General features: G+C 35.6%; 15 protein-coding genes. 10 read left to right on the top strand and 5 right to left on the bottom strand.

What is annotated here, in order from left to right; translation table 11 throughout:
- Window positions 1-125: 125 nt before the first annotated feature.
- Entirely contained in the window at window positions 126-827 is a 702-nt protein-coding gene (locus F893_RS00090; protein ID WP_004282344.1) for an IS1 family transposase, read from the bottom strand.
- 236 nt (window positions 828-1,063) lie between these two features.
- Between F893_RS00090 and F893_RS00085 the strand changes: the two genes are divergently transcribed.
- Window positions 1,064-1,381: a hypothetical protein gene (locus tag F893_RS00085; protein ID WP_005249023.1), complete on the top strand. Its 318-nt coding sequence runs from the start codon at window positions 1,064-1,066 to the stop codon at window positions 1,379-1,381.
- Between the two features lie 478 nt (window positions 1,382-1,859).
- On the opposite strand, the gene F893_RS00080 is transcribed toward F893_RS00085, so the two are convergent.
- From F893_RS00080 to F893_RS00070, 3 genes are read right to left on the bottom strand one after another with little or no spacing between them, the layout of a single operon-like run.
- A complete protein-coding gene (locus F893_RS00080; protein WP_005249022.1) occupies window positions 1,860-3,047 on the bottom strand; it encodes a hypothetical protein in 1,188 nt (395 codons plus the stop codon).
- Window positions 3,047-3,481 (bottom strand): divergent PAP2 family protein, encoded by a 435-nt coding sequence (locus F893_RS00075; protein WP_034435641.1) that lies wholly within the window; start codon window positions 3,479-3,481, stop codon window positions 3,047-3,049. The genes F893_RS00080 and F893_RS00075 overlap by 1 nt, the downstream gene beginning before the upstream one ends.
- An 18-nt stretch (window positions 3,482-3,499) precedes the next feature.
- Window positions 3,500-4,378 (bottom strand): decaprenyl-phosphate phosphoribosyltransferase, encoded by an 879-nt coding sequence (locus tag F893_RS00070; RefSeq protein WP_005249020.1) that lies wholly within the window; start codon window positions 4,376-4,378, stop codon window positions 3,500-3,502.
- A gap of 26 nt (window positions 4,379-4,404) precedes the next feature.
- Here F893_RS00070 and F893_RS00065 point away from each other — a divergent pair, with 26 nt between their 5' ends.
- From F893_RS00065 to F893_RS00055, 3 genes are read left to right on the top strand one after another with little or no spacing between them, the layout of a single operon-like run.
- Window positions 4,405-4,812 (top strand): GtrA family protein, encoded by a 408-nt coding sequence (locus F893_RS00065; protein ID WP_005249019.1) that lies wholly within the window; start codon window positions 4,405-4,407, stop codon window positions 4,810-4,812.
- Window positions 4,813-4,819: 7 nt separating this feature from the next.
- Complete coding sequence (locus F893_RS00060) at window positions 4,820-6,121, top strand: FAD-binding oxidoreductase (protein WP_005249018.1); 1,302 nt, start codon at window positions 4,820-4,822, stop codon at window positions 6,119-6,121.
- Window positions 6,122-6,877 (top strand): SDR family NAD(P)-dependent oxidoreductase, encoded by a 756-nt coding sequence (locus F893_RS00055; protein WP_005249016.1) that lies wholly within the window; start codon window positions 6,122-6,124, stop codon window positions 6,875-6,877.
- Between the two features lie 285 nt (window positions 6,878-7,162).
- Here the strand turns inward: F893_RS00055 and F893_RS00050 are convergent, their stop codons facing one another.
- Entirely contained in the window at window positions 7,163-7,387 is a 225-nt protein-coding gene (locus tag F893_RS00050; RefSeq protein ID WP_005249015.1) for a hypothetical protein, read from the bottom strand.
- 153 nt (window positions 7,388-7,540) lie between these two features.
- Between F893_RS00050 and F893_RS00045 the strand changes: the two genes are divergently transcribed.
- The 6 genes from F893_RS00045 to F893_RS18045 all read left to right on the top strand — a co-directional run bounded on the left by F893_RS00045 (window position 7,541) and on the right by F893_RS18045 (window position 13,319).
- Entirely contained in the window at window positions 7,541-7,786 is a 246-nt protein-coding gene (locus F893_RS00045) for a hypothetical protein (RefSeq protein WP_005249014.1), read from the top strand.
- Window positions 7,787-8,525: 739 nt separating this feature from the next.
- A complete protein-coding gene (locus F893_RS00040; RefSeq protein WP_005249013.1) occupies window positions 8,526-9,752 on the top strand; it encodes a MobA/MobL family protein in 1,227 nt (408 codons plus the stop codon).
- Between the two features lie 23 nt (window positions 9,753-9,775).
- Window positions 9,776-10,927, top strand: coding sequence for a hypothetical protein (locus tag F893_RS00035; RefSeq protein ID WP_005249012.1), 1,152 nt, complete (start codon window positions 9,776-9,778; stop codon window positions 10,925-10,927).
- A 709-nt stretch (window positions 10,928-11,636) separates the two neighbouring features.
- Entirely contained in the window at window positions 11,637-12,587 is a 951-nt protein-coding gene (gene repM, locus F893_RS00030) for a replication initiation protein RepM (RefSeq protein ID WP_001208779.1), read from the top strand.
- Window positions 12,580-13,155, top strand: coding sequence for a plasmid replication DNA-binding protein (locus tag F893_RS00025; protein ID WP_005249010.1), 576 nt, complete (start codon window positions 12,580-12,582; stop codon window positions 13,153-13,155). Before repM ends, F893_RS00025 begins: the two co-directional genes overlap by 8 nt.
- 20 nt (window positions 13,156-13,175) lie before the next feature.
- Window positions 13,176-13,319: a hypothetical protein gene (locus tag F893_RS18045; RefSeq protein WP_001125247.1), complete on the top strand. Its 144-nt coding sequence runs from the start codon at window positions 13,176-13,178 to the stop codon at window positions 13,317-13,319.
- Window positions 13,320-13,491 lie beyond the last annotated feature (172 nt).

Raw genomic sequence — 13,491 nt, 5'->3', positions numbered from 1 at the left:
GACTGCTTAGGCTGTTTTTACATCCATAAGACATTGTTTTAGAATGGTTTTTACAAAACATTTCGTATAAGGTGTATTATGTTAATAATATAAATTCTGGTGGTGTTTTAAAAAGTATGCTGACATTAAATGAAGCCATTATTGATGTAAAAGAAGGTTAAGTCGAAGGCTTTAAAATGGTTTTCAAGCTTTTTGGAGAAATTACAACTTCTTCTAAAACCACGCCTTATTCGATGCCTTATTTTGCAATTATTACCTTCAATTCCTACAGTAAAAAACTTACCAATACTTTGCTTGCAGTTTTTAAAAGCAGTGATGAAACTATCCCAATGATCACTTGCAATTCGGGTGTAGTGAATACCTAATTGTTTAAGCTTTGTCTTCAACCTTTGGACTGTAGCTAAATCTCTCTTACCCCAAACATAAGCAACAATCTCACCTGTTTCTCGATGGTAGGCGTAAATAAGCCATTGTTTATTATTTTTATTTCCAACAAAAGTCCAGAATTCATCTACTTCGAGAGATTCATAATGACTTTGTTTAGGCTGAATTTGATAGGCCGATTCAGTTAAAGTCCGTAAGACTTTACCGATACTAATGCGCTCAACTTCAGCGATATCTCGTATACCGCTGCCTCTGACCATTAACTGTAATATTTTACGAGTAATGCCAGAATTACATCCTAGATAGCTCAGAGCATGGTCACCAATAAACTGACGTTTGCAGTCTTTGCATTGGTAGTTTTGTTTCCCATCTACTTTGATGCCATTTTTCTTTATACTGTCACTGAGGCAGGTTGGACATTTGATTTCTAGAGTTATTTGCATTTCTCTATTTTATCAAAATTCAACCTGCTTTTTTTTAGCATACTTTTTGATACACCACCTAAATTCTTAAAAGCGTATTGATTTAATAATAGAAAAATTATCAGAGTAGGGTATGTGTAAAGTAAACGTTCAATTATCAACCAATAATAATTGAAGATTTATATCTTATATTTGTTAATTTTGTTAATTTTGTTAATATATATCTACCAAATTAATAATGTATTAAGTTAAATAATATGCTAAGTCAACATCATCATTTTTTAAAAAAACTTTCGATCAGTGATGCTGCTATAGCGTATAGAAAACCTCGCTCGACTATACTTAAATATATAAAAAGCGGAGATTTCGAACTTGACTACAATAACTTAATTGAATATAGCCAGTTAGTTAAAAAATTGGGTGAAATTACTGCCCCTATACGGGACGAAAGAGACCAACAAATCAAAAAACTAAAAGATGAAGTTATGCATTTAAAAAAACAACTTAATTTTTTTAAATATACTTCAATCTCAAACAAACATAGATTATTAATTTCTCATAAAGACTCCATTTAACATAATGGCGGTTATACGAAGTACACTTGTATATTAATATAATAATCAATTACTTAAAAATTTAGTCATGACCAATAAATCAGCAAAAAGTCGCTTTTGTAATAAGTTGGTGAGTTTTTAAGCGAATCTGTAACATTTTGCCAGGAAAATTGATCAATAAATGATCAATTTAACAATCAGTGCCCATTTTATGCGGATCCAGGTTGCGAAACTATCCCCAATTGCTGTGGATAAAATTTAGGCTATTTTGTACGTTTTGGCTCACATGAAACTCGGCCCTTTGCTGCTATGCGGCATACTGGAATTTTCCTATGATCAACTCATCAGGAACAGGATGTTCCATAACATAAAACAAAAATTATAAGTTATTGCACATGGACCAGAGGGTACAACAGCACAATCAGCAACGATAAAAAACCCCGGCAGGATGCCGGGGTTTTTTATTAATCATTTTTAATAAAAACTTTTTATAAAGGTACTAAAAATATTTTTTAAAGTTATTATTTTTTAGTATGTTACAAAGCTTATTGTATAACATAAAAAGAATGAACCAGACACATAAAATCATCAAAGAAACCTCTGGTCTAGCATGATCTGGGAATTGCCAAAAAAAGCCAGATTCATCCATCGATGGCATATAATTTAGAGGTTCTAAAATTTTTCTTGTTACATTATTAGTTGCAAGATAGCCTAAAAGACAGATAATTGAAAAAATAAAACCTTTATTTCTAATAATGCTTATTATCAAAATAAAATAAATAGGATAAAAACTAAAGAAAATCCTTGTTGAGTCACTCCCCCCTATAAAAGAAAGTAAAGCAGCAAAAATAAATCCAAATAATGATACTTTTTCAATTTTCGAAAGAATCTCTAATTTTGATATATACCAAATTGGAGCTGCTGTCATGCTAATAGCAGCAAAATAAGATATAAAGTTTTTTGGATCTGTCACCCTAAAATATAACCAATATAAAACAGTTTTAACCTGAGATCCATTACAATTTAAATAGTATGAAGTAATATACTTCATTGAAATCATTAAAAATATAGAAACTATAAATTTATACAATGTTTCTTTTTTATACCCATATAAATATATAGAGAAAATCAAAAAAATAAATGCAACAAATATACTAGATTCTCTAACAGGATAGGCAATAATCAAAAAAATAAATGCCAATAGAATCCTTTGTTTTATTAAACAAAAAAAAGACAAAGAGAGTAGTAATAAAAAAATAGGGTCTGTATATACTGGGTAATAAGGGGTAAATCTCAATGGTGAAAAAAACAACACCATTGTTAACAACATGGAAAATAATGAATAATAAAAATTAAAACCAACAACTCTTGCTATAAGATAAATAACAAAAGAAAATATAGCAGAAGAGACCATATTTACAGCCATAAAAGCATGGCTACTATCTTTAATTCCAGTTAAGAATGCTAAAAAAGGAGTTCCCACCCTATTGCAAAATGGATAAATAAAAGAATCATAATAGCCATATGAAAAATAATTATATAATTTATTATACTCATTCCCGTCCCATCCAAATCCATTTCCTGCTAAAATTTTAGGCTGTATATTTAAATAAAATAATGAAAAACAAATAATAATTAATACAACAAAAAAATATTCAAGAATTTTCTTATAATTCAAAAAAAACATTAAAAACATCCTTTAAAAATAAAATTACAGGAAACCAAAAAACCTATCAAAGAGCCCACAAAGACACCAGCCAAAATTTCAATTTTGTTGTGTCCCATACGTTCTCTTAACTGCTGATATTCAGGATCATCTTTAGCTAACTTGTTAATCGCTACAGCATGCTTCCCTACAGCCCGTCTTAAACTATTGGCATCCAGCATCACAATAAAAGCCAAAGTGAGTGCAACACCAAAGGCAGGTGTATCAATGCCTTCTTTAAAGGCAATCAAAGCAGCCATACTGCTCACAATCGCACTGTGATTACTTGGTAATCCACCATAACCAATCAGTCCAAAAGCCAGTTGTTTGGCCTTAATTGAATTAATAAGAAATTTCAGACAGCCAGCAACTAGCCAAGCTAAAAATGGGGTGACAAGATAAGCGTAATAATTCACAAAACAATCCAACATAAATTAAGCTGGCAATAATGCCCAAATACAACATCCAATCCAAAGGGCAACCGTCAGTAAAATCTGCCAGTCCTGAACAATCACATCAGTGGGAGATTCACCACCTTTTAAGGTTTCAACGATAAACCAGTAACGGAACAGACCAAACATTACAAAAGGAATGGTGATAATCAGTTGTGGCTGCACTTCCATGACATACAAGCTATAAAAAACGATTGCAGTAATGGCAGACATTTCTGCAAAACGGTCAATCAGAGAAACTGAATAATGAGCAAGAACGCCTCGTCCCTGAGATCCACTCTGTACCAGTTCTTGGCGACGCTTAATAGAGGCCAGATAAAGTGAAATACTGAGTGTGGTAATAAACATCCAATCGGAAACAGGGATAGCAAGAGCGACAGCCCCCGCATAGACACGCAATACAAAACCAAAGGCCACAATAAAGATTTCAATGACAGGTTCATGCTTCAGTTTGAAGGTATAGGCCCAATTCAGTAGTAAATACACCAAGATCACATAAATCACCTTGGGTGCTACGAACCAAGAGAATCCAAGTGCAATGTAAATCAAGATCAATAAGATAATTGCACTTTTGGGACTGACTTGACCTGAAGCTAAAGGCCGCTTTTTAGACTTTTCAGGATGTGCACGGTCTTTTTCAATATCTTTTAAATCGTTGACAATGTAGACGGCAGAAGCAGCCAAACAAAATAAAAAAGCGGCAAATAATGCTGAATAAACAGACCCTATTTTTAAAAATTCACCCGCAAAAATCAAAGGTGCAAAAACAAAACTATTTTTTACCCATTGCTTTGGTCTTATCAATTTTATCAGCCCACGGATTTCCGCTAGGAAAGACTGATTTTGTGCTATATGATGCATTCGTTTGACAACATTATTAAATATAAATGATTGATTCGATTAAACTGGCAGTACTTTATGCCGCTTTTGCCATAGTGGCTACATTTTTTAACATTCTAGCACAGGACATTTGCAGTTATATTTATTCTGGCCCTTTTTATATTTTAATCTCAATTATTGTGGGTACAGGCGTTGGCTTGGTGATTAAATATATTTTGGATAAAAAATATATTTTTAAATATAAAACACAAAATGCACAACATGATGGCAAGGTCTTTATGCTGTATACCCTAATGGGGATTTTCACGACCATTATTTTCTGGGGTTTTGAATTTGGTTTTCATGCCATTTTTGCCACGAAAGAAATGCGTTACGTAGGTGGCGTCATTGGTCTGATGATTGGCTATATTTGCAAATATTACTTAGATAAACGCTTCGTATTTCGTACGGTATAAATCACAGATGACAAAAATACAGGCCTGGGGCAGACTTTCTAACACAGAACATCAAGTTATCCCATTAATAACCCCTTCACAGACACCCAAACAACTACAACACAGCACCCATCCTGGCATCGCTCATGGTATGGGGCGCAGCTATGGCGATGCAGCACTAAATGGCAATGGTATTCTATGGCTTACGACAGCCATGAATCATTTGATTTCTTTTGATTTAAATACAGGTATCTTGCACTGCGAAGCGGGTAGCACCTTACAGGATATTCATCGTACCCTTATCCCACAGGGGTGGATGTTACCTGTCACACCAGGAACGCAAATGATCACAGTCGGTGGTGCGATTGGTAATGACGTGCATGGTAAAAATCATCATGCTTTTGGTTCTTTTGGTGACCACGTCCTGTACATCAAGTTATTGCGCAGCGATGGTGAAATCATTGAATGCTCCAAGACTGAAAGAGCAGATTGGTTTTATGCCACTTTGGGAGGTATTGGCCTGACAGGAGTCATTCTGGAAGCCAAAATTCAATTACGCCCTATTAAAGGTCCTTGGATCCTCTCGGAAACTATTCCCTATCACAATCTGGATGAGTTTTTTGCACTATCTGACTCATCTGAAACTGACTGGGAGCACACGGTATCCTGGATTGATTGTATGAACGGTGCAAATGCTAAAGGACTGTTTGCACGCGGAAATTTAGCCAATGAACACTCTCAAGCAGAACCACAAATTAAGGATAAAACCTTTCCAATCACTCCTCCGATTTCATTGGTGAATAAACTCAGTTTACCTTTATTTAATTTTGCTTATTTCCATGGCAATTCACTGAAAAAACAGCCTCAAATCGTACATTACGAACCATTTTTTTATCCTTTGGATGCCATGCATGAATGGAATAAGATGTATGGCCCTAAAGGTTTTTATCAATATCAAAGTGTGGTTCCAAAAGAAGTGGGAAAAGAAGCGACACAAGATATGCTCAAAGCGATTAAAAAATCAGGGGAAGGTTCATTTCTGGCTGTTTTAAAAACATTCGGGGATCGTGAATCTGGTGGATTACTCAGTTTCCCAAAACCAGGTGTGACCTTAGCACTGGACTTCCCCAACCGAGGTGAAAAGACCCTTAAACTCCTGAATGAACTGGATCATATTGTTCAACAGGCACAGGGGCGGCTTTATCTGGCCAAGGATGCCCGCATGCCACGCTCACTCTTTGAAGCAGGCTATCCACACTTAAATGAATTTCTAAAATATCGGGATCCAGGCATCAGCTCGGAAATGTCCCGTCGTCTATTGGGTATCTAAATGTCTAACAAACCAAAAATCTTAATTGTAGGTGGTACTTCTGCCATTGCTGAACACTGTGCCAGACTTTGGATCAAGCAAGATGCCTGTGAACTCATTCTTTTAGGGCGTGATCAAGAAAAACTGCAACGCGTTGCCAGTGACCTGAAAGTTCGTAGCCCAGAAGTAGAAATACAGTTACAGACTGTGGATTTTTTAAATGCAGCTGCTATTCAGAACTGTATCAACTCGATCAACCAACAAGGTGCTATTGATCTTGCATTGATTGCCCATGGCAATTTGCCAGATCAGGATCGATGTCAAAATGACTTGATTCAATGCCAGCAAGCCATAGAAATCAATGCTGTTTCACCAGTACTGTTTACTGAAATTATTGCCAAACACATGATTGAACGTAATCATGGAAAACTCGGGGTGATTGGCTCAGTGGCAGGAGATCGTGGTCGTAAATCAAACTATGTTTATGGAGCATCTAAAGCCCTGATTGATAAGTATGTACAAGGTTTACAACATCGCCTAGCACTTATCGGTTCTGATGTAAGCGCAACATTGATTAAGCCTGGTCCCACTGCAACACCTATGACGGCCGGAATATCAGGAAAAGGGAAACTCGCCAATCCTGAACAAGTTGCCAGTGATATTGTCCGAGGAATTTCCCAAGGTAAAGTAACCGTATACACACCAGGAAAATGGGCGCTTATTATGCTGATTATTAGGAACTTACCTTTCTTCTTGTTTAAGAAAATGGATATCTAAATCATATAGATAAATCAGAGCCCGATATATCGGGCTCTTTTATTTAACATAAAATCTCTTATGCGCAGTTCGAGTGTAAGCCCAAAGTAGAAATGCCCGGTTTACCGATTGCTCGACCTAAGATCTCAGAACATAAGAGTTTGATGATCACCCTGGTTCTCACAACTCGATACTTATTGAAAAGTTCTATCGAGGCTTATAAGTCCCTGAAACAAAAAAATGCCTGAATTTCAGGCATTTTTTACGTCATCACTAACAGCTTAAAACAATCAAAAAACGAGAGTTTTATTCTTGTGAATACGACTTAACTTTTTCAAAAATTGGAAAGAAGTCTAATCCCTCATCTTTCATCGTAGAAATCAACGCAACGATTACAGCAATATGTGTAGGAACCACACCTTGTTTACTGTAATTCGTAATCGAATTAGGTTTCATATCCAATAAGGCAGCAAATTCCTTAATTGAAAGCCCTGCTTTACCGACAAGACGTTGAAATTCAGTATATGGCATTTAATTAAATTTATAGAAATGGTGTTTTGAGATTATAGCATAGGGTTATATTTACATAAAAACACATAAAATTATGTGGCAAACACATATTTTTATGTGTTATAAATAGCTTATCAAATAACCTATTTATCCTTACTATCGGAGAAATGTAATATGTACTCATACCCGGATTCAAACACTGAAAAGAAAATTGCTCTCATGATCATCAATGACTTTTTCATTCAAAAAGCCCATGAACTGTGGATTTTTTTACAACTCGACCAAAGCTTTAACGATTATGAAGCCACACTGATTTGGACTCGACGGTATCTAGAAGAACATCCAGAAGGTGAATACAGCGATATTCAAAAAGCATTCCTTTCTTGTTTCCCAGAACACTTCTTCAGCTTTGACTGTTAATTTATGATAGGCACGGTAAAAATCGTAATGGGTAAGTAAATCCCAAACAACAGCCAGTGCATACAACTGGCTTTTTATTGTCATTTATAAATCTAAGACTTTATTTAAACATACTAAAATTGATGTTCCACGGCTTCTAAACCATTGATTTAAGGTTGCGGATTCAGACATCTGTGACGTCACTTTAGGGTGTACTTTAAAGATACAAAAATAAAAACTTATAAAATACGATAAGTCAGTTAAATGATGCATAAAATTTGATTTGAGTCCCTAAGTCTTTCACTTTCTCATTATTGAAATGATACTGTAAAAAAGATTTTGTCTTAGTATTCATCAGACACATTTAGAGTAATCAATATTCATATTACTATCACGGAAAAAACAATTAATTGAAATTATCACAAGTGAAAAAAATCGAAAAATAACACCAAATACAGGTCAGTTTTTTTTGTAGTGTATAGTCGAATTACGTGACAACTTCATTCACGACATTTCACGTTTTTACAGTCAAGCGCAAGCGTAGACTGTGAAAACGTAGAAATGACGTAGAATGAAGCGCACTTTAACCCAAAATAGACATTCCGCTTCGCTACATATCAATTTTGAGTCGTGCGCCCCCCAAAAAAAACCAAGGAAGGGGGGACTTTTAAACCTTTTTTCTGATCTAAAAATCATTGTGCTTTGCCAATTTTTTTAGATCAATTAAGGTTTTAAAAGTACAAAGCAAAAGCGCCAAGCCATGTCTGATAAAATCATTATTCGTAATCAATATTCTTGTCGAATTTCTGCAATTAAAAAATCCAAAGGTCATAGTCCACTTCGAGCAATTGCATATATCCAAGCCCGAAAAATGCAAAACAGCTTGAATGGTGACGAGCATAATTTTTCTAATAAAAAAGGCGTGATCGACACAGGTTTTTTAATGCCTAACGGCATTGAAACAGCTATGAACGAAGAACAATTTTATAATCATTTAGAGAACAACTCTCACGCATCAACAAACATTCTTGCATATTCATCAATCATGTCATTGCCTTCAGAGCTAGACATAAATAATCAAAAAAAATTAGTCGAAGATTTTTGCAAATATTTCACAGATACATATCAAACAGCAGTCAGTTTTGCGATTCACGAACCAGACAACAAAAAAAAGAAACGGGCAAAACTAGAGGAAATCGAAAAGCATAATTTGCCGTCTGATGATGACGATTTGCGTATGCAAATGCAGAACAATCATGTTCATTTAGTGATTCCGTACTGCAAAATTTCAGCACTCACAGAAAGCGACTTAACAGCAAAGCGTAAGAAAAAAGCGATTGCTGACACGTTCAAGCTCGGCAACCAAGTGAAAGATTTTAATCCAATCAAATTCGGCTCAGAGATCAAAAAAGACAAACCTGATTTGATGAATACACAGCAAAATTTTTTGCAATTCATGCGTCAAGAGTGGTGCAGATTTATTAATAATTCGTTAGAGCTAAACAACAGAATTGAACGCTATACACATAAATCATATAAAGACCTCGGATTGCAGATTTCAGCCACTGTTCACGAAGGTGAAGCACGAAAAAACATTCTAGCAAGCGGTCAAAAAACGGCTGTGAATGAATACAACAAACGTCAAAAAGCAAAGCAACAAACAGAGGCGGATTATCTCAATTTTATCAATGTGCCTTTGCCTTTCGAGTTAGCAAATAAAATCTTGAGCGGTCAAAAACTTGCTGAAAAAGAATTATTAAACAGTCTCAAACCACCGACCCAAACGGCAGAAGATCCAAAGCCTGGCCCACCTGAGCTGCGTGAAAAATTAGATCGTCTAAAATCCACCAACTCCCCTGGTCCCACACCCGGACACGAATCATTGCAACAAAAATTAGATCGTTTAAAGCAAAAGCAAGCTGATCCACCAACTCCCCTGGCCGAGCCGAAGCAACAAGACAACGACAACGATTACTCACCCTTTTAATTATTAATAAATAAGGAAGTCACATGACTGCAAGTAACGAAACTATTGATCTTTTGACTGCAATTGTCGACACGATTGAAAGCTCAGATGAAAAAGCACAGCAAGCAAAATCAGAGCTACTCGAACAATTGAAATTGCTTACATCAAAAACAGATGTAGTCAGCACAAATTTTCCAAAATTGATCGAAACGCTATCAACTTTCGACAACAAGATTGCATCGAGTTTCAGCAATATCGAGAACATCGACAAGCGTTTAAGTACAGTCACTAATCAAATCAAATCAATAGAAAACTCAGTTCTTAATACTCAGCAACAATCAAAAAATTTACAACTAGATCACATCATCGAAAAGCTCAGTAATGCAGATCAACAAGCACAACAGCTAAGCAATCACTTACGTAATTCAAGCACGAAATATTTAGAAAATATGAATGCAGCAACAAACATTGCACGAAAAAAAATCGAAGAATTAGAAACAGAAGTAGCAAACATTGCAGATAGTTTTTCAAAAATCGTTTCAACAAGAATTGCAGATAATGTCGTCACAGATGTTTCATCACAATTGAAGAATCATGTTTTCAGAGAAACCGTAGCAGGCATTGAAATAGGAGCGAACGAAGTAGCTCAAACACTTACAAACAAAGCGTTTAAAAACATTGATTCAACTCTCAAACACACTGAAAAAACAATCTTAAATGATCTACATTCATTCAAAAAAGAAAGTGATACAACACATCAAAATTGGATACAACACATCAAAAAACAACAAGCCGAAGCAATAGCAATAACGAAAGAATCACACGAAATGCACATGCAACGAGAACAGGATTATCAAAAGCATGTCAGCAAAGAAAAAGCCATTGTAAAGAGAAATTGGATTGTAATTTTCCTTATTGCTTGGTTCGGTTTTACTGCAACTGCCGTTGGTATTGCTTATGCAGTAAAAAATGCATCTGAATCAACAGTAAACGAAGCTCTTGGCTATATCAAATTGAAAGATGCTCTCAACAATTTCGGTTTTCATCCTGAAAATAGTGATTATTGTCAAAGTATGTTGCCGAAGAAACAATTTGAGTTAACTGCTGGTCCAAAAGTATCTAGTTGTTTTTATTTAGAAAGTCCAACCTATGAATATACTGTGAACAGTCGAAATCTAATGATTTTCACAAAATAAGAATCAAGCCCTCAGACGAGGGCTTACTTTTGAATCTCTAAAAACGCACAGAATCACTCAGATTGAACGAAGCAATCAAAACGGTACATTGACACTAAAGAACAATAAAAAATCAATGTGGTTCAAATGGTGAAGAAATAAAGCTATATTCATCCTGTGTTTCAACTAATGCCGTTAATAAATCAAAAAATTACTATTAATCTCACTGTTATTAAGAATATTTAAAAAATAACAACAAGTTACAGAGCGAGTGTCTACGAGCGAACAGTTGTAAGTGAATTTTGCCGCCACTTTTTCCCTGATTACAGGCTCCCATTATTGGTCTAAACGGGAGATGAAGAGCGTCACGAAGTGCGCGAACGATGGAGCTTTTGTTTTTCCTTTAATTTACAACTGAATTAAGCAAAAAATTGCCCCTCAGAATCGAGCGAAAGCGAGATTCAATAGAGTTTGAGCGTAGCGAAAACCAAGGGCAATTTTTCCTTCCTTGGGCTTTTAATTATTTTAAAGTTTTTAAATGCTTTTAGGTAAGCTAAAAACCTTGTAAATGAAGGCTCCTAGACTTCATATGACACCGTTTACCTTGCAATATAACACCGTTTACCTTGCAATATGACACCGTTTACCTTGCAATATGACACCGTTTACCTTGCTTATAGCACTAAAATTAATTAAGGTGTCATAGCATAATAAATAATACTGGTGCTTCATGAGAGAATTAGTTGTAAAAGACAATGCTTTAATTAATGCAAGTTATAACTTAGATTTAGTAGAACAACGTTTAATTTTATTAGCTATTGTTGAGGCAAGAGAAAGTGGGAAAGGGATTAATGCTAATGATCCCTTAACTGTCCATGCAGAAAGCTATATCAATCAATTTGGTGTACATCGCAATACCGCTTATCAGGCATTAAAAGATGCCTGTAATGATTTGTTTGCAAGACAATTCAGCTATCAAAAAATAAATGAAAGAGGGAATATTGAGAACTATAGATCCCGTTGGGTTAGTGAAATTGGATATGTAGATAATGAAGCAGTGGTTAAGCTTATTTTTGCCCCTGCCATAGTTCCATTAATTACCCGCTTAGAAGAGCATTTTACTAAATATGAATTGCAGCAAGTTAGTAATCTCAGTAGTGCTTATGCTGTTCGTTTATATGAGTTATTAATTGCTTGGAGAAGTACGGGCTCTACTCCAATTATAGAGCTAAGTGATTTCCGTCAAAGAATTGGCGTACTCGATACTGAGTACAAGCGTATGGAACGCTTTAAAACTAGTGTACTTGAGCTCGCTATTAAACAAATTAACGAACATACAGATATCACAGTGAAGTATGAACAACACAAAAGAGGTCGATCAATTTCAGGATTTTCTTTTAACTTTAAACAGAAAAAGAAGGACAGCACATCAATAGAAAGAGATCCGAATACTTTGAAACTTTCTTCAAAGATGACCGATGCTCAACGGCATATGTTTGCAAATAAACTTTCAGAACTCCCTGAAATGGGTCGCTATTCACAAGGAACAGAAAGCTATCCTCAATTTGCTGTTCGTATTGCTGAGATGCTACAAGACCCTGAAAAAATCAAAGAACTATCCCCATATCTAAAAAAAGTGGGATACATGCCATCAAATAAAAAGGACACCGTAAATGGCTAAGTTATCACTAAGTGAAGTATCTAAAAAATTTCATGTGGATAGATCAACCATTTACAGAGCTGTACGTAATGGACGTTTATCACGCTCCAGTGATGGACAATTCGATCTAGCAGAGGTCATACGATGCTTTGGAGAACCGGAGCAAACATCTCAAAAAATTGAATCATCTAAGCAAGAAGGTGATGAATTTACAAAAAAACTTATTGCCCATTTAGAAAATGAAGTCAAAAAATACCAAGAACGTGAAGAACGGTTAATGCAACAAATTGACCGTATGCAAACACTCATTGAGCTGAAAAGTGTTGCACCTGCCACAGCAGCACTACAACAAGATGCTACGGCATGCGACACCGACCTACCACAGCATGCGACAACACAACAAGACAATGATAATAAAAAGAATAATGAATTAAATATTGCAGAAAATGTGGCAGTGCCACAGCAAGAAACTACGGCATACCACACCCAAACGCTACAGCATGCCACGTTGCAAAATGTGGCAGTGCCACAACACAAAAAACGTGGATTATTTGGCCGTGTGCTAAATGCTGTTTTTGATCATGACTGAGCAATCTAGGGAGAGAAATCATGCCGAAACTGAAAGACATTGCCCTGGGCATTATTGTGGCTCCGCTGCTGATCCCGATTATGCTGATTGCATCGTACCAGGATAAAAAGGCACTGAAGAAAGAGCTGGATGAACGCCAAAAAGAAAAAGACCAGGCATCCTGATTATTCAATTGAGCTAATCAAAAGTGTGGAACATTGCTCACTTATTAAGCGTGGAACATGAAAAATCACTAAAACAGCCTGAGCGTGACTGCTTAGGCTGTTTTTACATCCATAAGACATTGTTTTAGAATGGTTTTTACAAAACATTTCGTATAAGGTGTATTATGTTAAT

The sequence above is a fragment of the Acinetobacter sp. CIP 102136 genome (assembly GCF_000369685.1).
In the GTDB taxonomy this organism is placed as follows: Bacteria; Pseudomonadota; Gammaproteobacteria; order Pseudomonadales; family Moraxellaceae; genus Acinetobacter; species Acinetobacter fasciculus.
The sequence above is the reverse complement of the archived record's forward strand: the minus strand, read 5'-3'. Positions and strand labels throughout refer to the sequence as shown.